The following is a 21,388-nucleotide window of genomic DNA, read 5'->3' as shown; positions in this document are numbered from 1 at the left end:
GCGCCCCGCAGGCAAACAGGGTTACCGACTATGTCGCTCAAACTGGCCATCGCGAAGCTTTCCGCCGCTGCTGCGGGTGTCGCCTTGTTACAAGGCGGTGCCGTGCGCATGGCGGAACCGATGAACACCGACGCCCCGGAGTTCTCGACCAACATCGATGGCAAGCTGGTGCAGGTCGATCCGGTCACCGGCGCACGCTACATCAAGACGCGCCAGCGCGAGATTCCGATGCCGGAACAGCGTCGCCGCCGGATTGTGGAACGGACGATCGAATGTCAGCCGGTCGGCCCTGCGGGCACGGTGGCTGCGGCCAGCATGCCAGCAGGTGCCGTGCAGACCTATTACGATGCGGCTGAATGTCCGCCGATCGCGCAGGTCGCCTACATGCCCGCGCCATTGCCACCGCTTCCGCCGATTTCTGGCGGCGGTGGGCCCGGTGGTGGCTGGGGCGGCGGTTTCGGCGGCGGCTTTGGCGGCGGCGGCGGCTTTGGCGGCGGGTTCTTCGGAGGGTTCTTCGGCGGCGGCGGATCGTCTTCGGGCGATGTGTCGGTTTCTACCACCACGTCAACGTCGGGCAGCACCAGCGGCAGCAGCAGCGGATCGAGCGGTGTAGTGGTCGACATTGATATCGACAATTCGACGACCTCGTCATCGGGCCAGATCAGTTCGTCCACCGGCCAGGTCTCAACTTCCACATCGACCGGGCAGGTGTCATCGAGCACCGGCGCCGTGTCGAGCACCACTACATCGGGCAACGTCAGTTCGTCGACAGGTGCCGTATCGTCATCGGGTGACGTTTCGTCCTCGACTGGCGCGGTGTCATCCTCGACCGGTGCGGTATCCTCGTCAGGTGATGTGAGTTCATCAACCGGGGCGGTGTCGAGCTCGTCGGGCAACGTGTCGAGCAGCACGGGTGCTGTGTCGAGCAGCACGGGTGCGGTTTCGAGCAGCACGGGTGCGGTTTCGAGCAGTTCGGGCAATGTCAGCTCGTCGACTGGCGCAGTGTCGAGCTCGTCGTCTTCATCCTCTAGCTCGTCGTCGTCGTCCTCTTCGTCATCGTCATCCTCGTCCTCATCGTCAGGGGACATGACCAGCAGCACCAGCAGTTCGTCGGGGTCGTCATCGAGCGGCTCGTCCTCCTCGTCGGGCAGCGGCGGTTCTTCGGGATCGAGCTCGTCCTCATCGAGCAGCAGCAGCAGCAGCAGCTCGTCCTCGTCATCATCGTCGTCATCGGGCGGGCATGACGTGCCGGCACCGCCAATGACGATCTTGTTCGGCCTCGCCGCCGCAGCCATTCTGGGCCGCCGCAAGTTGCTGGTGTAAACGTCCGAGGCTATCACAAACACAAAGGGCGGCCATTGCGGGCCGCCCTTGTCGTTCTGGTTGCTGCTTCACCGCATCAAGGCGTTTCGATCGGACGGTTTGCGGCCTGCCAGGCAATGATGCCGCCGCCAAGATGCACCGCAGGCGCGCCCGTGACTTGCGCCAAACGTTCGCCTGCGATGGTCGAACGGCGACCCGAGCGGCAGTAGAGCACCACCTCTCGTCCGTCGGACAGATCGAGCGACGCCGGATCGAACTGGTCCAGCGGGATGTGCTCCGCTCCGGTAATGATGCCTTCGGCGATTTCGGCATCGGTGCGCAGATCGATCAGACGGACATGGCCTAGCGCAATCCGGTCGGCCAATTCATCCGGACTGAGCGCGATCAGCGCAGCCTGCGGGCCCGGTTCGGCCGCTTCTGCCGCGCTGTCACCGGATGATACTCCGGCAAATGCCAGTTCAAAGCCCAGCGGAGCAGGAGAGCCATCCTCCCCGCCGCCCTCGCCCCCGCAAGCTGTCAGCGCCGAGGCGAACAGCACAGCCGGAGCGGCAAGGAACGGGGGGGCTTTCATGGCTGGCGTCAGGATGCCAGCTTGCGCAGGACGTAATGGAGAATGCCGCCGTGGCGGTAATATTCCATCTCGTTTGCGGTATCGATGCGGCACAGCGCGGTGAAGGTGAAGCCCGTACCGTCAGGCCGGGTCACTTCGACAGCGATGTCCTGTCCGGGCTTTAGATCGGCAAGGCCGCGGATCGAGAAGGTGTCATCGGCCGAGAGGCCGAGCGTTTCGCGGGTGTCCCCTTCCTTGAACTGCAGGGGCAATACGCCCATGCCGACAAGGTTGGACCGGTGAATACGCTCGAAGCTTTCGACGATTACCATCCGCACGCCCAGCAGGATCGTGCCCTTTGCCGCCCAGTCGCGCGACGAGCCGGTGCCGTATTCCTTGCCGCCGATCACTACCAACGGGGTGCCGTCATCCTTGTGGCGCATCGCCGCATCGTAGATCGGCATCGTCTCACCCTGATAGGTCGAGAAACCGCCTTCGACGCCCGGGACCATTTCGTTCTTGATGCGGATGTTGGCAAAGGTGCCGCGCATCATCACGTCATGGTTGCCGCGGCGCGAGCCGTAGGAGTTGAAGTCGCGCTTTGCCACCTGGTTTGCCTTGAGGAACGAACCTGCGGGGCTATCTTCCTTGATCGAACCGGCGGGGCTGATGTGATCGGTGGTGACCGAATCGCCAAGGATCGCGAGCGGCTTGGCATCGACGATGTCCATGATCGGCGCGGGCGTCATGGTCATGCCCTCGAAATAGGGCGGGTTGGCGACATAGGTGCTGCCCGCGCGCCACTGATAGGTATCGGACGGTTCAACCGTGATCGCCTGCCAGTGCTCGTCACCGTCATAGACGTTGGCGTAGCGGTTGACGAACATCGAACGGTCGATGTTGGCGGCGCGGTTTTCGGCGATTTCGGCGTTTGAAGGCCACAGGTCGGCGAGCATCACGTCGTTGCCGTTCTGGTCCTGCCCGATCGGGGTGGTGGTGATGTCTTCGGTGACGGTGCCCTTCAGCGCGTAAGCCACCACCAACGGCGGCGATGCGAGGAAGTTGGCACGCACGTCGGGGCTGACGCGGCCTTCGAAGTTGCGGTTGCCCGAGAGCACTGATGCAGCGACGATATCATTGCCGTTGATAGCCTGGCTGATCGGCGCGGCCAGCGGGCCGGAATTGCCGATGCAGGTGGTGCAGCCATAGCCGACCAGATCGAACCCGATCGCATCAAGGTGATGTTGCAGACCCGACTTCACCAGATAGTCTGTCACCACCTGCGAGCCCGGCGCCAGGCTGGTCTTGACCCACGGCTTGGGCTTCAGGCCCTTCTCATTGGCCTTCTTGGCCACCAGACCGGCGGCAATCAGCACGTCAGGGTTGGAGGTGTTGGTGCAGCTGGTGATCGCGGCAATCACCACGTCACCATCGCCGATGTCGTGGGCAGCGCCTTCAACGGCGACACGGGCGGCAGCGGACTTGCCATAGATCTTCGAAAGGTCGGAATTGAACAGATCGTCCACCTCCTGCAGGATCACCTTGTCCTGCGGGCGCTTGGGGCCGGCGAGGCTGGGGACGACAGCGGCCATGTCCAGCTTGAGCGTCTTGGTGAAGACCGGCACATTGGCGGGATCAAACCACATGCCCTGCGCCTTGGCATAGGCTTCGACCAGCGCGATGTTCTCTTCGCTGCGGCCGGTGAGGCGCATGTATTCGATCGTCTTGTCATCAATACCGAAGAAGCCGCAGGTCGCGCCGTATTCGGGCGCCATATTGGCGATCGTGGCGCGGTCAGCGAGGGTGAGGTTGGCGACGCCGGGGCCGTAGAACTCGACAAAGCGACCTACCACGCCAACTTCGCGCAGCATCTGCACGCAGGTCAGCACCAGATCAGTCGCGGTGACGCCTTCGGCCATTGCGCCTTCGAGGTGGAAACCGACCACTTCGGGGATCAGCATCGACACCGGCTGGCCGAGCATTGCAGCTTCAGCTTCGATCCCGCCAACGCCCCAGCCCAGCACGCCCAGACCATTGATCATGGTGGTGTGGCTGTCAGTGCCGACGCAAGTATCGGGGTAGGCGACCATGACGCCGTCCGGCCCTTCGGAGGACCACACACCGCGGCCGATATATTCAAGGTTCACCTGATGGCAGATGCCGGTGCCGGGAGGGACGGCGGTGAAGTTCTTGAAGCTCTTGGAGCCCCACTTGAGGAAGTCGTAGCGTTCGGCGTTACGCTCGTATTCGAGCGCCATGTTGGCTTCCATCGCCTTGGGGTGACCAAATTCGTCCACCATCACCGAGTGGTCGATCACCAGATCGACCGGCACCAGCGGGTTGATCTTGGCGGTGTCGCCGCCGAGCTGTTTGATCGCGTCGCGCATCGCGGCCAGATCGACCACACAGGGCACACCGGTGAAGTCTTGCAACAGCACGCGCGCCGGACGGTACTGTATTTCCTCGCCCGTGGCAGGGTTGTTCTGCCAATCGACGATGGCCTGAATGTGCTTGCGATCCACCGTGAAGCCGGCATCTTCGAAGCGCAGCAGGTTTTCCAGCAGCACCTTCATCGAAATCGGCAGGCGCGACACATCGCCCAGTTGCTCAGCCGCCTTGGCGAGCGAGTAATAGGCGTATTGCTTGCCGCCCACATCGAGGGTCTGACGAGTGCCGAGCGAATCCTGGCCGATTGCGGTCATGGGAGGGTTCATCCTTTTCGATTGTCCCGCCCCCGATCCACCAAGGGCGCGGTTTTCACGGGCGCACCTGCGCTGTTAGACGCGCAAGGTCAAGGGGGCCAAGGCCATATCTGGCCTACCGGAATGACTTAAACCGCCGGGATCGCTGAAGTCCGCGCGGGCCGGGCAGCCAGCCAGCACCCCGCTACGATCAGCGCCGTGCCCGCCAGGGTCGGCCATGTCAGTGCCTCGCGGAAGAACAGCCACCCAAAGATGCTCGCCCAGACGAACCCCGAATATTCGGTCGGGACCAAGGCGCTGGCTTCGGCGCGGGCATAGGCCCAAGCGATCGAGAGCGAACCAGCCACGGTCAGCGCGCCGGCCGCAAGCAAGGGTGCCAGCGCATCGGCGGACGGCGGCGTCCAAAGGAACGGGGCGAGGGTCAGCAGCACCAACCCGCCGATCCCGCTGTGAAAGGTGGCGATTTCCAACGGCCCTGCCACCTGTGCCTGCTGCCGGATCACGATGAAGTTGTAGGCATAGAGCACGGCTGACAGGAACAGCGAGGCCACACCCAGCGCCATGCAGCTGTCGAACTGGCCCTGCCCGATCCGTCCGCCCACGATCACCAGCGTGCCCGCAAAGCCCAGACCGCTGGCGCCGATGGCCGCCCGGCTGATGACCTCTCCCAACAAGACCCGGGCAAGGAACAGGGCGATCAGCGGCGCGATGAAGCTCAAGGCGATCGCTTCGGCGAGGGGAAGGCGGGTCAAGGCGAAGAAGAAGGTCAGCGCCATGAAGGCCGACACCACGCCGCGAATCCAATGCAGCCGCCACACACTGCGCGATGGCATCCGCGCCCCGCGCGCCAGCCAGATCGGTGCAATCAGCGCCGCGCCGATGAAGGCGCGCAGCAGCGTCGCTGTGTAAGCGCCGATCAGCAGCGCGGCGTCTTTCATGAACGCATCCATCAATGACAGAAATCCGACGCCCGCCAGTGCGACGGCGAAGGGCAGCAGGGCGTGACGATGCGGCGGCATAAGCCTGTCTTACGCGGCGCAGGCGCAGGGGTCACCCCAAAGACACATCGACGCCGCTGCATTGCCACATTAATCCAGGTGAAAGCCAAGATGGTTGATAGGGCCATGGCTCAGCGCGTATGACATGCGTGATTTGCGCCGCCGCTGTCGCGGGGGCTTGGAGCAAAAAGGCAGTATTGAAATGAAGTTTTCCGGCAAATTGGCAGGCAGCATCGCCGTAGCAGCGCTGGTGGCGGGCACCGCTTTTGCGCAGGACGGCGCGGCCACGGCGTCGGCAGGCACACAGCCTGTGCGCAGTGAAGAACAAGGCGGCCCGCTTCGATCGACAATGCCGCCGCCGCGCGAATCCGTTGCCGAGGTGTTCGGCGAAACGGTTTCGCAGCCGGTTGTTCAGGGCGAGGAAGCCGCCGTGCCTCTGGTGCAGAATTGGACCGTGGGTCAGGCGGCCCGCCTGGTCGCGGTGATCGAAGGGATCGGCGCCGAAGGCCTTGATCCGAAGGACTACGATCTTGAACCGCTGCGCACGGCGTTGGCCTCAGGCCCTTCGACAGAGTTGAACGAACTTGCCTCGCAAAGCTTTGTCTGGCTGGTCGAAGACCTGCGCGACGGGCGCACCCCGATGGAAGCGCGCGAACAATGGTTCGTGGTCGATCCCGACCGTGATCTGAACCCTGCCGGCAAGGTCATGGAAACCGCGCTGGTGAGCGGCGATATCGCCGGGACGTTGATGGCGCTCAACCCGACCCATCCCGATTACGCCAAGCTCAAGGCGGAACTCGCCGCCACGCCGCAAAGCAACGCAGCCAAGCGCAAGCTGGTCCGCGCCAACATGGACCGCTGGCGCTGGCTGGGCCGCGACCTGGGTTCGCAATACCTCATTACGAATGTGCCCGAATTCCAGTTGCGCCTGACCGTGCGTGACCGAATCATCAGCACGTACCGCACCGTGGTCGGCAAGCCCGGCCGGACCGCAACGCCGCAATTGGCCGAAGTGGTCGAAGGTGTTGTGTTCAACCCAACCTGGACGGTGCCGCAATCGATCGTCAAGGGCGAAGGGTTGGGCGCCAAGGTGCTTGGCAACCCGGCATGGGGCAGGCGCAACGGCTATGTCGCCACCAAGAGCGCAAATGGCTATGTTTCGGTAGTGCAGCAGCCGGGGCCGGGCAATTCGCTGGGGCAGATGAAGCTCGAAATGCCCAACGAACACGCGATCTTCTTCCATGACACGCCGTCACGCCACCTGTTCGCCAACGACAGCCGCGCGCTGAGCCATGGCTGCATCCGCACCGAACGCGCGCTGGAACTGGCAATGACGATGGCGATCCTGGGCAAGGGCGCGACCAAGGATGAGGCCGTGGCGATTTCGACCTCGGGCAAATACACCAAGGTCATGCTGGAAAAGCAGTGGCCCGCCTACATCACCTATTTCACGATGGCATCCGATATCAATGGCGAGATGGCGACGTTCAAGGACATCTACAATCGCGATGCGCCCGTGCTCGCCAGCCTCGACAAGCCGCGGGTGCGCAACCGGACAACGGTGCCGACCGACGAAGTGATCGTGATCGAGGACGACCTTCAGGACAGCTAGGGCGTCTGAAACGCCGATACGACAATAGCAAGGAGCCGGACGGTGAACCGGCTCCGGCTAGCCCTGCTTGCGGGTGTAGGAAACGGCTTAATACGCGCTGATGGCAGGCCGCGGCGACAGGTCGAGCGGGGCGCGTTCGATCATCGCAAGTTCGGGCACGGGCTGGATGCTGCCGTCTTCTTCCAGACCCAGCGAATCGGCAAACAGCAACCGCCCGCCCGAAAGCTGCATCAGCGCGATGCGGAACTGTTCTTCGCCCATGGCGAAGCAGCCGTTGGAGCGACCAAGTCGGCCGTAGCGGTCAAGATGCGCCGGTTCGGCGTAATCGGCGCGGTGCATCACGATGTAGCGGCGCAGCGCTGCTTCATTGCTGTGGTCAAGCCCGCCCAGCCGGACTGACGTGCCATACCGGCCCTTGTACCATTCCCAAGTGATATAGGCACCGCGGCTGGTGGCGTTCGAACCTTCGGTGTTGCTGAACTGCTTGAGCCAACCATCATGCTGCGGGTCCGACCCCGTGCCGTGGCTGACGTGATAGGATTGCACATCGCCGCGATCGAGATTGACGAAGTGAAAGCGCGGTTTTGCCGAATGAAGGCCGAAATCCGCGATCCCGACAATATCGCGCTTCCACACCGCATCGCCAGCCCGCGCCAGTTCACGCGCGGCGACATCGAACAGGATCCGATCGCGGCGTGAGCCGGGTGCGACCGTCGCCGCCAGCCGCCCTGGCAAGGCTAGGGCCGCTCCGACAGCTAGAGTGCTTTTCAACAGGTCGCGACGCTTCATTGCCACACAACGTAAACCTGCACGGGCGCGTTCCCAATAGAAGGGCGCAACGGTTTATCGCAGCCCTGCCTCATCTCGTGGAGGAAGGTGCTGGAAACGCGCTGTTCGCCTCGGCCATGGTCAACATCGAAGCCGCGTGGCGCGCTGCCACCCGGCGCGGATCATCACCGTATCCGCCGCCCAGCGCGCTGGCGATGGGCAAGGCGCGGCGACGCGCTTCGCCGATCACGAAGCGGTCGCGGGCTGCCAGCCCGGCGTCGCTCAACGCCAGCCGCCCCAGCTTGTCATCATGGTGCGGATCGACCCCTGCCTGATACAGCACGAAATCGGGGACGAAATCCGCCAGCACATCGGGCAGGTGGCGTGTCAGCGCCGCCATGTAGCCATCATCGTCGGTTGCATCCGGCAAAGCGACATCGCGGCTGGAGCGCGCTTTTCTGACAGGGAAGTTCTTTTCGGCGTGCAGTGACAGCGTGAAGATGTCGGGACGGCCCGCGGTAAGGCTGGCGGTGCCATCGCCCTGATGCACGTCCAGATCGACAATCAGCACGCGGCGCGCATCGCCTTCGGCAATCAGGCGGTTGGCGGTGACGGCCAGATCGTTGAAGACACAGTAGCCTGCGCCGGTGTCGTGCAGCGCATGATGGCTTCCCGCAGCGGAGTTGGCGGCATAGCCATGGCTGCGGGCAAGCTGCGCGGCGAGCCAGGTGCCGCCATTGGTGTGGCGCACCCTGTCGCGGATCGCGGGGGTGACAGGAAAGCCGATCCGCCGTTCCTTGTCGCGCGGCACATCGGCCCGGAACACCTGATCGACATAGTCGGGACAATGCACCGCTTCCAGCCATTCCCGGGGCATCGGCTGCGGGGCGTGTTCGGTGACAGGTGCGCCGCTGGCACGCAGTTCCTCCATCACGAGGTAATACTTGTCGAATCGGAACGTGCCCCGTTCGGGCCGGGGAGCCATGTAATCGGCATGATGGACGACGTGGAGCATTCAGGTCAGCAGCCTCAATCCTGAACCATGAGACACATGAGACACTGTTCAGGAACCAAAAATACGCGCCGCCCGCAGCGATGGTTGCAAAAGCAGCGGGAGTTGGGCGGCAAGCGGGGCATGTCCGCAGTCATGCCAGCTTGATGCGATGTAGGACAGCGTCACAGCCATCCCGAATGTTCGGCAAGGATCTTGCAGCCCAGCGCGATCAGGATCACCCCGCCCGCCCGTTCGGCCCAAGCGCCCCAGCGATCCCCCGCGATGCGCCCCAGCATGACGCCCGCGCCGCTCATCACCGCGGTAATCCCGCCGATCAGAACGAAGGCGATCATCGGGCTGATGCCGAGCGCGGGCAACGTGACACCTGCCGCCAGCGCATCGATGCTGGTGGCAAGGCCTGCGATCATCAGCGCCTTTCCGGTAAGCGCGCAGTCCGCTTCGTCATCGCCACCGTTGCCGCGCAGCATCCGCGCCCCCAGAAACGCCAGCAGCCCGAAGGCAATCCAGTGATCCACCGCTGCAACATAGGCCAGCGCCACCGCGCCGATGCCCCAGCCGATCAGCGGCATGATGCCCTGAAACAGCCCGAATGTCAGCGCGATGGCAAGCGTACCTTGAACGCCCGGGCGGCACCGCGCACCCTGGGTCAAGGCCACGGCAAAGGCATCCATCGCCAGCGCTAACGCCAGAAAGAGCGCCGCAATCATGGGACCGGGGTTTCGGCCAGCGCGGCAAGATCGGCGTAGATCGCGTCTTCGCTGCGGCTGGCTGCATTGCGCCAGCTTGTGGCGGTGTCACGGTTGAGCAATGTGCCCTCGGCGGTCAGCACCAGCAGCGCGGGCGTGCCGGGCATGTCGTCAAGGCCGAAGCGGCGGGCAATGTCGAGATTACGGCCCTTGCCGGTTTGCGGCACGCCGACATCGACATAGACGACCTCGTAAGCCTGCGCCGTCAGCGCGGCAAAGCGCGGCGTTTCAAGCCATCCGGCCAGCGCACGGCTATCGTGGCACCAGTTGCCGCCCATCACCAGCAGCACCCGCTTGCCGCTGGCGGCGGCGCGGGCGAACGCAGCGTCGACATCGGCCATGGCATTGGCTTCCGGCGCATAGAGGCGCGCCTCGGGGTGGGCGGAGGTCAGGGGCACCATCGCGCAGGCGGCCAGCGTTAGCGCCAGCAATCCGGCAATGCTCGTGCGGATCACTCTGCGGCTTCTGCCGGTTGCTGCGGCGCGGCGTGCGGATCGAAGGCCGTCGCCTCTCCCGCGTCGATCGCAGCGGCCTTTTCCTCGACCAGCCGGACGATGTGATCGAGCATCGCCTCGTCATCTATCGCGTGCGCCTTCAGGCCGGACAGGTAGACCATGTGCTTGCCATTGCCGCCGCCGGTCAGGCCGATGTCGGTCTCGCGCGCTTCGCCGGGGCCGTTGACGACGCAGCCGAGCACCGAAAGGCTCATCGGGGTCTTGATGTGTTCGAGCCGCTTTTCGAGTGTTTCGACCGTGCGGATCACGTCGAACCCCTGCCGCGAGCATGAGGGGCAGGATACCACCCGCACGCCGCGGGTACGCAGGCCGAGCGCCTTCAGCATGTGGTAGCCGACCTTGATTTCTTCTTCCGGCTCCGCCGACAGGCTGACGCGGATCGTGTCACCGATCCCGGCCCACAGCAGGCTGCCCATGCCGATGCTCGACTTCACCGTGCCGCCGATCAAACCGCCTGCCTCGGTGATGCCGAGGTGCAACGGGCAATCGACCGTCTCGGCAAGTCCGTGATACGCCGCGACGGCAAGGAACACGTCGCTGGCCTTCACCGCCACCTTGTATTCGTGGAAATCGTGGTCCTGCAGCAGCTTGATGTGGTCGAGCGCGCTTTCGATCAGCGCTTCGGGGCAGGGCTCGCCATATTTTTCCAGCAGGTTTTTCTCGAGGCTTCCGGCGTTCACCCCGATGCGGATCGCGCAGCCATTGGCCTTGGCGGCGCGCACCACTTCGGCGACGCGCTGGGATGATCCGATGTTGCCGGGATTGATGCGCAAACACGCCGCGCCCGCGTCTGCCGCCTCAAGGGCGCGCTTGTAGTGGAAATGGATGTCCGCCACGATCGGGATACGCGCTTCGCGGGTGATCGTTCTGAAATCGCGGGTCGATTCTTCGGTCGGGCAGGACACGCGGATGATATCCGCGCCCACTTCCTCGCACCGCCGGATCTGGTCGAGCGTGGCGCGCACGTCTTCTGTGGGGGTGTTGGTCATGGTTTGCACGGTGATGGGGGCATCACCGCCAACGGGGACATTCCCCACCATGATCTGACGCGATTTGCGCCGTTCGATTGTGCGCCACGGGCGAATGGAAGACATGCAGGGCAATATAGGCTGCAAAGCGCGGGCCTGCAATGATAGACGGGGGCCGGCCGCAAGCTCGCTGGCCGCCGACCCGCCCGCCGCGTTACGTCGGGAACTTTGCCCCGGTCATCTCCTCGCTCATCTTCCACAGACGGTCGGCAAAGCTGGAATTGACCGCATAGGCACGCACGCCGCCGCTGGCGGAATCATTGTCGGTTTCTGCAACGTGGCAGTCTTCGCAATAGACGCCGCCCTGGCCTTCAAGTTCAGGAGCGGTCGCGGCCCAGCAGGTGGTCGCCGCGCCCTGCGGGATCGTCTTCCACTGGAAGCCACTGTCGCGGCTGCCGATCCGCGCCATCAGCGCTTCGCGCATTTCGGGGGTCATGTGGCGCCCCAGATTGGTCTCGATCCCGCCGGGATGCACCGCGTAGGCGTGGATACCCATCACCGCGTAACGTTGTTCGATCCCGACGGTGAACAGCACATTGGCGGTCTTGGACTGGCCGTAGCTGGTCCACGGATCATAGGGGCGCTGCGTGAAATGCGGATCGTCGAAATCGACCGGCGCCATGTGATGTCCGCGGCTCGACAGGTTGACGATCCGCTTGGCCGAACCGCGCTCGATCAGCGGCATCAGTTCGGCGGTCATGGCAAAATGGCCGAGGTGATTGGTGCCCAGCTGGCGTTCGAACCCGTCCTTGGTATGTTCGAAGGGCGTTGCCATGACGCCGGCATTGTTGATGAGAATGTCGATCTTTTCGAACCGCTGGCGCGCGCGCGATGTGCCGGCGCGAATGCTTTCGAGCGAGGCGAGGTCGATTGCGATGGTATCGAGCTGCGCATCGGGCACACTTTCGCGGATCTCGGCCACCGCCTCATCCAACTTGCCCTGATCGCGTCCGGCCATGATGATATGTGCGCCCCTGGCTGCCATCGCGCGCGATGTTTCCTGCCCCAACCCCGAATTGGCGCCGGTGACGAAAACCGTCATCCCGCCAAGGTCGATGCCATCCAGCACCTCGTCCGCGGTGCTTTCCCTGCCGAATGTGCTCATGCTCTCTCTCCTGTGGCTACAGCGTCAATTCGTATAGGAGTTCCGGGTCCAGATGTTCCCCCACCCGGAAGGTAATGTCCGCGATCTTGCCAAAGCCATAGCGCTGGTAGAACCGCTGCGCGCCGTAGTTTTCGGCATAGACCGACAGCACGATCGCATCATGGCCGCCCACCTTGGCTTGCCCCAGCGTCCAGTCCATCAACCGTGCGCCAATGCCTGCGCCGGTATGGCCGGGCAGCGCGTAAAGCTGCGCAAGTTCGAGCGGGCGGCGGGCCTGCGAATAGGCGGTGTAGTGGCTGGGGTAGCGTAGCTTGCAGAACGCGATCAGCGCGCCGTCATGTTCGACCAGACAATGCGTGCATTCGCGTCCGGCAATCTCGGCTGCGACCGCCTGCGTATCGTGAACTTCGGCAAGGAAGGCTTCGAGGTCGGCCGCACGGTAAAGGTGGCCGAAGGCGGCGACGAAGGTATCCGCGCCCAGTTTGGCAAGCGCGGAAGCATCGGCGGGGGTGGCAGGGCGATAGATCATGTCGCTCGCGTAGCGTGCAGGGGCGGCGCTGTTAAGCTGGCACAACGCGAAGGCGCGCGTTACACCTTGCGACCATGCAGAAACTCATCGCGGCCATCGCCCTCGCTTTCTTGTCGCAGCCTGCCTTTGCTGAGGAGGCCCCCAAATGGTCGATTGCGATCCACGGCGGGGCAGGGACGCTTGATCCCGACACAATGACCCCGGAACGCCGCGCTGAATACGAGGCGGCGTTGCAGGTCGCGCTGGATGCGGGGGCGAAAGTGCTGGCCGAAGGCGGCTCTGCGATGGATGCGGTGAAAGCTGCGATCATCCCGATGGAGGATTCGCCGCTGTTCAATGCAGGGCGCGGCGCGGTGTTCACCTGGGACGGGACGAACGAACTCGATTCGTCGATCATGGACGGGCGCGACCGCAGCGCAGGCGCGGTAGCGGGGGTCAAGACGGTCAGGAACCCGATCCTGCTAGCCGACACGGTGCGGACGCAGAGCGAGCACGTGATGCTGATGGGCGCGGGCGCGGAGGCGTTTGCGGCGGAAAAGGGCTTTGCCGTGACCCCGCCCGAATATTTCGCCACGCCTGCAAGGGCCGAGGCGCTGGAGCGGATGAAGGCGCGGAAGCTTTCGGCGCTGGATGTCGATCACAAGTTCGGCACGGTCGGCGCGGTGGCGCTCGACCAGAACGGCAATCTGGCAGCGGGGACGTCCACGGGCGGGATGACCGGCAAGCGCTGGGGCCGCGTCGGCGATGCGCCGGTGATTGGCGCGGGGACCTATGCGGATAATCGCGCCTGTGCGGTCTCGGCGACAGGGTGGGGGGAGTATTTCCTGCGGGTCGGCGTGGCGCACGAGATTTGTGCGCGGTTGCGCGCCACCAATGAAGCCAAGGCCGCGATGGCTGAGGGTGACGAAACCGCCAAGCCCGTCGAACGGGACGAAGCGCAATATATCGCGGATGCGGTGATGGCTGACGTCAAGTCACTGGGCGGCGATGGCGGGGTGATCCTCGTCACCCCCGAGGGCCATGCGATCTTCAGCTTCAACACCACCGGTATGTATCGCGGCCGCGCGACTAGTGCGGGTGTGAGCGAGGTGGCGATTTTCGGCGGCGAAGCGACGGCTTCGGTGACAACGGATCATTGATCGGACAACCGAACGCCGTTCGCCTTGAGCCTGTCGAAGGGCTGCTTTTCTTCGTAAGCCACAAACCGAAAAGAAAGTGCAGGGCTTCGACAAGCTCAGCCCGAACGGGGCTAGCTAGTAAATCTTCCCCACCAGCGGCAACCCGCGTTCCGGCTCGGCGAATTCCTTAATGACGCGGCCCACCCGCGCCAGCGTTTCCGCGCCAATCGGCTGCATCCGGGGTTCGGTCTGGCGGGCGCGGAAATAGCAGGCGAAGGTCAGCGGGCCTTCGCCTTTGGGTCCTTCGGCAAACCCGATGTCGATGTAGTTGTATTCGGTCCCGCCGATCAGCCCGCTGGTCCCGGTCTTGTCGCCCGCCACCCAGCCTTCAGGAAGCCCGGCCCGCACGCGGGTCAGGCCGGTTTCGGTGGCGATCATCCAGCTTTTCAGTTCCGCCCGCTCAGGCTCCGGCAGCACGTCACCGTAAATCAGCTTTGCCACGGTGCGCGCCATCGCGGCGGGGGTGGTGGTGTCGCGGAATTCGGGGGTGGGGACGTTGTTCAGTTCGGGCTCGGTCCGGTCGAGCCTGCTGACATCATCGCCGATGCTGCGCCAGAACGCGGTCAGCGCCGCCGGGCCGCCGAGTTCGCGCAGCAGGATATTGGCTGCCGGATTGTCCGAGGTGATCTGCGCTGCGCGCGCCAATTCACGCAAGGTGGCGCCGGTCGCCATGCGTTCCCGGGTGAAAGGCGCGTGGGGGATCATGTCCGCCTCGCCCCACAGCACGTGCCGATCCGCGTCGATCGTTCCTGCCGCATCGCGCTGCAACAGCAGCGCAGCAAGCGAAAGCTTGAAGGATGACGCATGGCCAAAACGGCGGTCGCTGTTCAGACCGACCGATTGCCCGGTGGCGGTGTTGTAGATTTCCACCCCCAGCGTGCCATCGCCTGCCGCCTCGATGATCCGCAGCTCCGCCGCCAGCCGGCCCAGCGGGCTCTGGTCGGGCGGAATGCAGGCCGAAACCCCCAGCGCCAGCGTGCCACCGATGAAAAACCGCCGATCGATCATCATGAAAACTTGTCCGCCTTGCGTTTGCCGAACCGCATGTTCGCCTCCAGCCGCTTTCGCAATTGCGCATAGAAGGCTTCGAGAAAAGCCCTTTCATCGCCTGCGCCGGGGTCCCACCCGATCTTGCGGCAGATCGCGGCGTGCACGGCCTTGAGCGCATCGGGTTGCCCATCGCGCAAAAGCCGTTCGAGCGTCTGCAGCTCGCGTTCCCCGTACACTGAAAGTTCCGCCTCGCCAAAGGCGTAGCGCACGCCGGTCACGTCAGAGGCGCCTTCGGCCATGGCGGCGCCCTGCGCGCTCAGCACGGCGGCCAGCCGGGTGCCGGGCCGTTCGACCACCCAGGTTCCCGCGATCACATCGCCCGCACGCAAGGCATCGCGGTTGAAGAAGGGGAAAAGCAGGAACACCAGCAGCCAGCCACCTATCACCCACCCCAGCATCCCGGAATCTTCGCCCTGTACGCTTTGCCCCAGCACCATCAGCAATCCGATCAGCGGATAGAAAATCTCGACATCGCGCAGCAGATTGCGGGCGATCACCGCTTCGGGTGTCAGGCGCCCGCCGCCGCGGGCGGCGATGCGGATGCCGACCAGCCGTTTGCCCAGCGTTGCGCCGCGCGGCCCCAGTTCCTGCACCAGAAAATAGCCGTACCACGTGGCAAAGCCCACTAGCACCGACACAACCGCAACAAACTCTGCCGCCGCGCGCGACGATTGCGCAGGATCGGAACCGGCCCCGTCCATCACGCCTTGAAAGACAAGACGCATGATCTGATCGAACGCGAATAGACCTGCGGCAATCACGATCATATCGATGATTAGTCCGCCGGCGCGCGATGCACGGGTTGCCAGCATCAGCGGCAGGGTCAGGCCTTCGGGCGTGATCAGGGTGCGGACGCGCCCGGTCATGCCGCATCCCCGCGACCGGGCGCCGGTTCGACCCGGTAGAGGAAGAAATAGGACAGCCACACAAGCAGCATCGTCCCCCCGATGACGAACCGTCCCGCGGTGTCATCGACCAGTTGGCGCGGAAAGGCTTCGAGCAGCGCGGCCACGATCATCATGATCACCACGCCCACCATCACCACCGCGCTGCGCCGTCCCGCTGCGGCCGCGGCATCAAGCACCGCAGAATCGCCGGGAAAGGCCATCGACCGCCCGATATGCAATCCCGCAGCGCCCGCCAGCAGGATACCGAACAGTTCGGTGGTGCCGTGCACGCTGAGCCATGCGGCCAGTTCCACCACCAGCCGCTGCCCATCAAACAGCCACAAGAGCGCGCCCAGCAGCGCCATGTTGTGCACCAGCAGCAACAGCGATGGGATGCCAAAGGCAAAGCCCAGCGCAAAGGCGAGGATGCACACCGCCGAATTGTTCCCGAACAATTGCGCAGCGAAGGCCGAAAGACCCGATGTGCTGTCTTCTGCGGCAAGTGTGGCGAGCAATTGATCGCGGCTGGCGCCCGGCGTCCGGCTGTCGCCGCCGCCTGTGGGGACCAAGCGGTAAAACCACGCTTCGTCCTGCGCTGCGAGCAGCCAGCCGACGATCGTGCCTGCCACCATCACGAACAGCGCGATGCCAATGTCGAGCCACAGGGCGCGGACTGCGCGGCTCCACCCGCCAAGCAGAAAGTCGCGTAGCCAGCGGACGAACCCCATTCGCGGCCCATAGACCTGAAACCACGCCCGCTGCACCAGCGCGTCGAGATAGGCGAGCGTTGCCGCATCAAGGCTGGTTTCGCGCGCAACCGCAAGGCTGGATGCGGCAATGCGGTACAATGCGGGCAGTGCAATCAGATCATCATCGGCGATCCGTCGCAACCCGCCGCGTTCCATCCGCGTCACAATGGCGTCAAGCCGCCGCCAGTCGCCTTCGCGCTCCTGCCGGAAGCGGTCGGACCGCAGCGCGGCGCTGCCCAGATCGGGCAGGGCTTCGTCGCGGCGGTGTCCGAACCATCGGGGCAGGGCTGGCAGTTTCATCCGGCCTTCACCCGATCGCTTCGCTGCGGCGGATGGTGAGATACCGGTCGATAAGCCCCGGCCCGATCGCTGCCCACGGTGCTTCAAGCACATCGATCCCCAGCCGGCGCAATCGGGTCAGCACCAGCTTGCGTTGCTGCGCCAGGCTGTCGGCGGTGACGCTGCGCGCCAGCGTGGCAATGTCATGGGGCGGGGCGGTGATGTAATCTTCGACCTCGGTGTCGGTCATGGTGACAAACAGCACCAGATGCTTGCCCACCAGCCGGCCAAGGCTTTCGATCATCAGTTCAGCGGCGGTGGGATCGGTGAAATCGGAAAAGATCACTACCAGCGATCGGCGTTTGAGACGCGCTGTCAGCGTGGCCAGAGCCAGCGTGAAATTGGGTTCGACGGGCTGGTAATCAAGACTGGCGGCCGCGCTTTGCAAGCGGTGAAAGGCGCGGGCGCCCCCAATGAAGGGGGTCATCAATTGCGGGGTCCGGGCAAAGCCGAACAGCGCGGTCTTGTCGCCGCCTTTCAGCGCCACGTAAGCGCAGGTCAAGGCCGCCGATACGGCGCGGTCGATGCGGGGAACGCCGTTCACCGGTTCGCACATGGCCTGTCCGCAATCGAAGGCGAAAACGATCTGGTTGTTGCGTTCGCTTTCGTTCTCCCGCGCAAACAGGCGGCTGTGGCGGGCACTGGCTTTCCAGTCGATCCGGCGGCGATCCATTCCGGCCTCGTATTCCGAAAGCGCTTCGAACTGGGTGCCTTCACCCCGGATTCTGCGATTGATGAGGCCGATCTGGGCGTTGCGCAGAAAGGTCTGCAAGTCGGGTGAACGCACAGGCGAAATGTCGGGCCAGATACGCACGGTGCGGCCCAGATCCTGTGTCACCTGCCGCGCGCCAAGACCCAGCGGGCCGGGCCATGCCAGCCATGCGGTGCCCCACCGCGCCGTGCCGCGCCGGGTGGGCGTGACAGCGATCGCGCCGTCCCACACCCCGCCGTGCTGCGACGCAGCAAGATCGATGACAGCGCGGCCGCGTTCCAGCACGCGCGGATCGGCGCTGATCGCTATGCGGGCGTCGCCCATGATCGGCCTTGCAAACGTGGCATGGACGCGCAGGCGGGCAGGCTGGCCGATTTCCATATCGTCCGGGGTGTCGATCCCCCAGTCCATCACCGGGCCTGCCAGCAGCGCATCGATCAGCACCAGCGCCAGCAGCGCCAGCCCCATCACCGGCGCGATGATCCACGCGCCCGGCGCGGTCGCGGCCACCACCACCGCCACCGGCGCCAACCCGGCCGCGATCCACGCCGCCCGCTGCGTCGGGGCAATGGTCTGCACCGATAGCGCAGGCAGCGGCGGTGATGGCGGCGCGGCTTGCACGTCAGCGCGGCGCCTCGGTCGCGTCGATCAGAGCGGCGACCAGTGTTTCCATGTCGCGGCCTTCGATCTCGGCAGCGGGTGACAGGGTCAGGCGGTGGCGCAGCACCGGCAGCGCGAGCGCCTTGACATCATCGGGGATGACATAGGCGCGCCCCTCTAGCGCGGCGCGGGCGCGTGCCGCCCCGGCAAGCAGCACCGCCGCCCGCGGCGACGCGCCGACGATCAGATCGGCAGATGTGCGGGTGGCGCGGATCAGCTGCACGACATAGCGGGTAATCTCGTCTGCGACCGTCACCTGTGCCAGCGCCCGGGTAGCAGCCGATAGTCCGGCGGCATCGGTGATGGCCCGAACCCCCAGATCGCTGGCCCGCCTCGGACCGGCGCGTTGGCCGTAAGTAGCAACAATCCGCGTTTCTTCATCCTCGTCAGGATAGGGCATCAGCAGTTTGAACAGAAATCGATCAAGCTGCGCTTCGGGCAGGGGATAGACCCCCTGATTTTCGATCGGGTTCTGGGTTGCCACCACCATGAAGCGTTCGGGCAGAAGGTGCGTTTCTCCGTCCAGCGTCACGCGGCGTTCCTGCATCGCTTCAAGCAGCGCAGCCTGCGTCTTGGGCGGGGTGCGGTTGATTTCGTCTGCCAGCAGCAGATCGCAGAACACCGGGCCGCGGGTGAGGGTGAACTGGCTGGTCTGGAAGTTGAACAGGTTCGATCCCAGAATGTCGCCAGGCAGCAGATCGGGCGTAAACTGAATGCGCCCGAAATCGAGGCCCAGTGCGGTGGCAAAGGCATTGGCAAGGAACGTCTTGGCGGTGCCCGGCGGGCCTTCCAGCAGCACGTGCCCTTCGGCCAGCAAAGCCACCAGCAGCATGTCGATCGCTGCGTCCTGCCCCACGATCGCCTTTGCCATCTCGGCCCGGATCGCCGCGGCAAGGCTGCGGACATCGTCGAGTGTCATGGTCATGATTGTCCCTGCGAAAGTTTGGAGTGGAGTGCATCAAGGCTTTGCGCGGCGGCCAGAATATCGGCGGGCCGGCGGGCCGCCTGCATCCGTGCTGCACGGCGGGTAAAGGGTTCCTCGTCCGGCAGGCGGCGGGCCAGCGCTGTATCGATTGCCGCGGGATCGGGCCGCGCAAGGCCAAGCCGGTCCGCCAGCCGCCGCGCCATCGCCGCCGTGTAGGGCGCGCCCAGCAATCCGAACCGTCGCGCCCTGACAATCAGACCGGCGCCATTGGCGATCAGCTGGCTTTTGCCAAACGCGATGTCGGGCGCGCCGCGTGTTGCGGGCGGGCCGAACCGCCGTAACCCCCGCCACCCTACGATCAGCAGCGCCACCAGCAGGCTGAGAGTGGCGGCAAGAAAGGGCGGACGAAATGCCAACGTCAGCAGGTTTTCCGAAGCGCCAAAACCGTTCAGCGTCAGATCGAAGGTGACAGCGGAGCTTTGCGCATCAGCGGTCATCCGCGCCACCAATGCCATCACCGCAGCAGCGCGAACAGGATCGGCAAGCCCGTAATTGTTGGCCAGATCCGGCTCTACCAGAAAGACGACCGGGTATTGCTCAGCTTTGGCGACGCTATTGGCGCTGCGCCGAGCCGCAAAGGCCAGCGCCCGCCCGCCTGTATCGGCGATCAGCACATCGTGCGCAAAGGCAGGCGCGGCGTAGGCGCCCGCCGCTGTGGGCAGGACTCCGTGCAGACCCAGTCCCTGCCACCGGGCCGGGCCCGCGCCCGACACCGCCGGGACAGGCCTGTGCGCGAAACGAAACGGCGGCGGCAGCAGCGCAGGCCATGGTGCCAGCTGCCCGCCGGTCAGAATCACCCAGCCGCGCCTGAAACTGCGACGCTGATCGTTTGTCAGCTGCGCAGAGGGCGGGATGGCCGTCCATTTGGGAAGGATCACCAGCGTCGGGCCACGTTCGGACCGTTCTGCAAGGATGGCGGCAATGTCTTCGGCCCTGGATGACGCGGGCGGGGTCAGTACAAGCAACCCTTGCGCGGTGCGCGTTTCGTGGCTGCGCGACAGGGTGACGGCGTAACCCTGCGCCTCGGCCAGCGCCGACAGCCCGGCATAACCGTTAAGCCCGGTGGCCGCCGCATGGGCCTGCGCATCGGTTTCATCGCCGCCCAGACCCGATCCTGTGCCGATCAGATAAAGCCCCGCCACCAGCAGCGCGAAACCGCCCAGCACCAATGCCAGCACTCCGCCGCGTGAAAATGCTGGCGGCGAGTTCATGCGCGGATCGTCTGCGCTGCGGGATGCGGTTCCAGCGCGGCGAGTGCAAAATCGGCATAGGCCGCCCGTGCTGCATCCCAATCTCCGCGATCAAGCATGCGCCGCGCAAACAGCGATCGTTCAACCCGTTCTGCCATGATTGCAAAGGCGGCGCGAGCGGTGGCAGACAAGACGGGCAATGCGGCCAGTTCGCGTGCGGTGCTGGCCGGTTCGACCTGAGCCGGGTGCGCATCGGCAATATGTCCGATGCTGTGTTGAAGCAGCAGGCGCGTGGCCGCTTCGTAGCGTCCTTGCGCAGCGAGGCGGTCGGCATCATCGAGCAGCGCGATGGTTTCTGCGCGGCCGGGTTGCCAGCCTTCGGCCTTGGCGGGCGCCGTCGCGCTGGTGCCCGATGGCCGCGCCAGACGCGCCGCAAGCACGCGCATCAGCAACACGGCTGCGATCAGCACGGCGCATCCCAGCATCGCCCATTGCAACCATGCCCACGAATCGCCCAGCACCTGCCCGACCGGGGCGAGCCATTCGCCAAGCATTTCGGCAAGGTCCGCCAAGGCGCGTTCCAACCAGCCCGGCGGGGCAGGAACGGTGGGCGGTATTTCGACCGGCGCGAACTGCACCCGCCCTTCGGCGCGCAACGCATCCCATCCGGCAGGCGGCGGTACGCCTGTTGTGGCCCAAGCTGCGGTCGGTGAAGAAGCAGGCGCTGCGGTCATCCCGGCGCCGGTG

Annotated in this window: 20 protein-coding genes; 2 read left to right on the top strand and 18 right to left on the bottom strand. The window is 64.8% G+C overall.

The window, feature by feature from the left end:
• Window positions 1-380: 380 nt before the first annotated feature.
• The 4 genes from SJY33_RS09690 to SJY33_RS09675 form a co-directional block, all read right to left on the bottom strand.
• Window positions 381-1,346, bottom strand: a complete 966-nt coding sequence (locus tag SJY33_RS09690) for a hypothetical protein (protein ID WP_379922555.1) — start codon at window positions 1,344-1,346, stop codon at window positions 381-383.
• A 53-nt stretch (window positions 1,347-1,399) separates the two neighbouring features.
• Window positions 1,400-1,894 (bottom strand): rhodanese-like domain-containing protein, encoded by a 495-nt coding sequence (locus SJY33_RS09685; protein ID WP_379922554.1) that lies wholly within the window; start codon window positions 1,892-1,894, stop codon window positions 1,400-1,402.
• Between the two features lie 8 nt (window positions 1,895-1,902).
• Window positions 1,903-4,575 (bottom strand): aconitate hydratase AcnA, encoded by a 2,673-nt coding sequence (gene acnA / locus SJY33_RS09680; RefSeq protein ID WP_379922553.1) that lies wholly within the window; start codon window positions 4,573-4,575, stop codon window positions 1,903-1,905.
• Window positions 4,576-4,703: 128 nt separating this feature from the next.
• Window positions 4,704-5,594 (bottom strand): DMT family transporter, encoded by an 891-nt coding sequence (locus SJY33_RS09675; protein ID WP_379922552.1) that lies wholly within the window; start codon window positions 5,592-5,594, stop codon window positions 4,704-4,706.
• Window positions 5,595-5,775: 181 nt separating this feature from the next.
• On the opposite strand from SJY33_RS09675, the gene SJY33_RS09670 reads away from it, so the two are divergent.
• The gene (locus tag SJY33_RS09670; protein ID WP_379922551.1) at window positions 5,776-7,185 is read left to right on the top strand and encodes a L,D-transpeptidase family protein; all 1,410 of its coding nucleotides are present in this window, start codon (window positions 5,776-5,778) and stop codon (window positions 7,183-7,185) included.
• An 87-nt stretch (window positions 7,186-7,272) separates the two neighbouring features.
• On the opposite strand, the gene SJY33_RS09665 is transcribed toward SJY33_RS09670, so the two are convergent.
• The 7 genes from SJY33_RS09665 to SJY33_RS09635 form a co-directional block, all read right to left on the bottom strand.
• Window positions 7,273-7,974 (bottom strand): murein L,D-transpeptidase catalytic domain-containing protein, encoded by a 702-nt coding sequence (locus SJY33_RS09665; RefSeq protein ID WP_379922550.1) that lies wholly within the window; start codon window positions 7,972-7,974, stop codon window positions 7,273-7,275.
• A 70-nt stretch (window positions 7,975-8,044) separates the two neighbouring features.
• Window positions 8,045-8,968, bottom strand: a complete 924-nt coding sequence (locus SJY33_RS09660; RefSeq protein ID WP_379922549.1) for a histone deacetylase — start codon at window positions 8,966-8,968, stop codon at window positions 8,045-8,047.
• A gap of 161 nt (window positions 8,969-9,129) precedes the next feature.
• Window positions 9,130-9,675, bottom strand: coding sequence for a manganese efflux pump MntP family protein (locus tag SJY33_RS09655; RefSeq protein ID WP_379922548.1), 546 nt, complete (start codon window positions 9,673-9,675; stop codon window positions 9,130-9,132).
• The gene (locus SJY33_RS09650) at window positions 9,672-10,169 is read right to left on the bottom strand and encodes a thioredoxin family protein (protein WP_379922547.1); all 498 of its coding nucleotides are present in this window, start codon (window positions 10,167-10,169) and stop codon (window positions 9,672-9,674) included. Before SJY33_RS09650 ends, SJY33_RS09655 begins: the two co-directional genes overlap by 4 nt.
• Window positions 10,166-11,323, bottom strand: coding sequence for a flavodoxin-dependent (E)-4-hydroxy-3-methylbut-2-enyl-diphosphate synthase (ispG, locus tag SJY33_RS09645; protein WP_379922546.1), 1,158 nt, complete (start codon window positions 11,321-11,323; stop codon window positions 10,166-10,168). Before ispG ends, SJY33_RS09650 begins: the two co-directional genes overlap by 4 nt.
• 88 nt (window positions 11,324-11,411) lie before the next feature.
• Window positions 11,412-12,362, bottom strand: a complete 951-nt coding sequence (locus SJY33_RS09640) for an SDR family NAD(P)-dependent oxidoreductase (protein ID WP_379922545.1) — start codon at window positions 12,360-12,362, stop codon at window positions 11,412-11,414.
• A gap of 16 nt (window positions 12,363-12,378) precedes the next feature.
• Entirely contained in the window at window positions 12,379-12,891 is a 513-nt protein-coding gene (locus SJY33_RS09635) for a GNAT family N-acetyltransferase (protein WP_379922544.1), read from the bottom strand.
• A gap of 74 nt (window positions 12,892-12,965) precedes the next feature.
• Here SJY33_RS09635 and SJY33_RS09630 point away from each other — a divergent pair, with 74 nt between their 5' ends.
• A complete protein-coding gene (locus tag SJY33_RS09630) occupies window positions 12,966-14,030 on the top strand; it encodes an isoaspartyl peptidase/L-asparaginase family protein (protein ID WP_379922543.1) in 1,065 nt (354 codons plus the stop codon).
• 114 nt (window positions 14,031-14,144) lie between these two features.
• Here SJY33_RS09630 and bla read toward each other — a convergent pair whose 3' ends face one another.
• From bla to SJY33_RS09595, 7 genes are read right to left on the bottom strand one after another with little or no spacing between them, the layout of a single operon-like run.
• Window positions 14,145-15,080, bottom strand: a complete 936-nt coding sequence (gene bla, locus SJY33_RS09625) for a class A beta-lactamase (RefSeq protein WP_379922542.1) — start codon at window positions 15,078-15,080, stop codon at window positions 14,145-14,147.
• On the bottom strand, window positions 15,077-15,985 hold the full coding sequence (locus SJY33_RS09620) for an RDD family protein (protein WP_379922541.1): 909 nt from the start codon (window positions 15,983-15,985) through the stop codon (window positions 15,077-15,079). The genes bla and SJY33_RS09620 overlap by 4 nt, the downstream gene beginning before the upstream one ends.
• Window positions 15,982-17,055, bottom strand: a complete 1,074-nt coding sequence (locus SJY33_RS09615; protein ID WP_379922540.1) for a stage II sporulation protein M — start codon at window positions 17,053-17,055, stop codon at window positions 15,982-15,984. The genes SJY33_RS09620 and SJY33_RS09615 overlap by 4 nt, the downstream gene beginning before the upstream one ends.
• Window positions 17,056-17,062: 7 nt before the next feature.
• A complete protein-coding gene (locus SJY33_RS09610) occupies window positions 17,063-18,427 on the bottom strand; it encodes a DUF58 domain-containing protein (protein ID WP_379922539.1) in 1,365 nt (454 codons plus the stop codon).
• Between the two features lies 1 nt (window position 18,428).
• The gene (locus tag SJY33_RS09605; RefSeq protein ID WP_379922538.1) at window positions 18,429-19,391 is read right to left on the bottom strand and encodes an AAA family ATPase; all 963 of its coding nucleotides are present in this window, start codon (window positions 19,389-19,391) and stop codon (window positions 18,429-18,431) included.
• A complete protein-coding gene (locus SJY33_RS09600) occupies window positions 19,388-20,662 on the bottom strand; it encodes a DUF4350 domain-containing protein (protein ID WP_379922537.1) in 1,275 nt (424 codons plus the stop codon). The genes SJY33_RS09605 and SJY33_RS09600 overlap by 4 nt, the downstream gene beginning before the upstream one ends.
• Complete coding sequence (locus SJY33_RS09595; RefSeq protein ID WP_379922536.1) at window positions 20,659-21,375, bottom strand: hypothetical protein; 717 nt, start codon at window positions 21,373-21,375, stop codon at window positions 20,659-20,661. The genes SJY33_RS09600 and SJY33_RS09595 overlap by 4 nt, the downstream gene beginning before the upstream one ends.
• Window positions 21,376-21,388: the final 13 nt, after the last annotated feature.

Origin of the sequence: Erythrobacter sp. R86502 (assembly GCF_042466465.1) — a bacterium.
Classification (GTDB): Bacteria; Pseudomonadota; Alphaproteobacteria; order Sphingomonadales; family Sphingomonadaceae; genus Erythrobacter.
Note: the sequence above shows the minus strand (reverse complement) of the source record. Positions and strands in the feature narration are given on the sequence as shown.

What these genes read in the sequence shown, in the direction of transcription:
- bla (WP_379922542.1), bottom strand. Translation starts at nt 15,080, where the DNA reads ATGATGATCGATCGGCGGTTTTTCATCGGTGGCACGCTGGCGCTGGGG.
- SJY33_RS09665 (WP_379922550.1), bottom strand. Translation starts at nt 7,974, where the DNA reads ATGAAGCGTCGCGACCTGTTGAAAAGCACTCTAGCTGTCGGAGCGGCC.
- SJY33_RS09600 (WP_379922537.1), bottom strand. Translation starts at nt 20,662, where the DNA reads ATGAACTCGCCGCCAGCATTTTCACGCGGCGGAGTGCTGGCATTGGTG.
- SJY33_RS09615 (WP_379922540.1), bottom strand. Translation starts at nt 17,055, where the DNA reads ATGAAACTGCCAGCCCTGCCCCGATGGTTCGGACACCGCCGCGACGAA.
- SJY33_RS09595 (WP_379922536.1), bottom strand. Translation starts at nt 21,375, where the DNA reads ATGACCGCAGCGCCTGCTTCTTCACCGACCGCAGCTTGGGCCACAACA.
- acnA (WP_379922553.1), bottom strand. Translation starts at nt 4,575, where the DNA reads ATGACCGCAATCGGCCAGGATTCGCTCGGCACTCGTCAGACCCTCGAT.
- SJY33_RS09630 (WP_379922543.1), top strand. Translation starts at nt 12,966, where the DNA reads ATGCAGAAACTCATCGCGGCCATCGCCCTCGCTTTCTTGTCGCAGCCT.
- SJY33_RS09635 (WP_379922544.1), bottom strand. Translation starts at nt 12,891, where the DNA reads ATGATCTATCGCCCTGCCACCCCCGCCGATGCTTCCGCGCTTGCCAAA.
- SJY33_RS09605 (WP_379922538.1), bottom strand. Translation starts at nt 19,391, where the DNA reads ATGACCATGACACTCGACGATGTCCGCAGCCTTGCCGCGGCGATCCGG.
- SJY33_RS09685 (WP_379922554.1), bottom strand. Translation starts at nt 1,894, where the DNA reads ATGAAAGCCCCCCCGTTCCTTGCCGCTCCGGCTGTGCTGTTCGCCTCG.
- SJY33_RS09640 (WP_379922545.1), bottom strand. Translation starts at nt 12,362, where the DNA reads ATGAGCACATTCGGCAGGGAAAGCACCGCGGACGAGGTGCTGGATGGC.
- ispG (WP_379922546.1), bottom strand. Translation starts at nt 11,323, where the DNA reads ATGTCTTCCATTCGCCCGTGGCGCACAATCGAACGGCGCAAATCGCGT.
- SJY33_RS09655 (WP_379922548.1), bottom strand. Translation starts at nt 9,675, where the DNA reads ATGATTGCGGCGCTCTTTCTGGCGTTAGCGCTGGCGATGGATGCCTTT.
- SJY33_RS09660 (WP_379922549.1), bottom strand. Translation starts at nt 8,968, where the DNA reads ATGCTCCACGTCGTCCATCATGCCGATTACATGGCTCCCCGGCCCGAA.
- SJY33_RS09620 (WP_379922541.1), bottom strand. Translation starts at nt 15,985, where the DNA reads ATGACCGGGCGCGTCCGCACCCTGATCACGCCCGAAGGCCTGACCCTG.
- SJY33_RS09675 (WP_379922552.1), bottom strand. Translation starts at nt 5,594, where the DNA reads ATGCCGCCGCATCGTCACGCCCTGCTGCCCTTCGCCGTCGCACTGGCG.
- SJY33_RS09670 (WP_379922551.1), top strand. Translation starts at nt 5,776, where the DNA reads ATGAAGTTTTCCGGCAAATTGGCAGGCAGCATCGCCGTAGCAGCGCTG.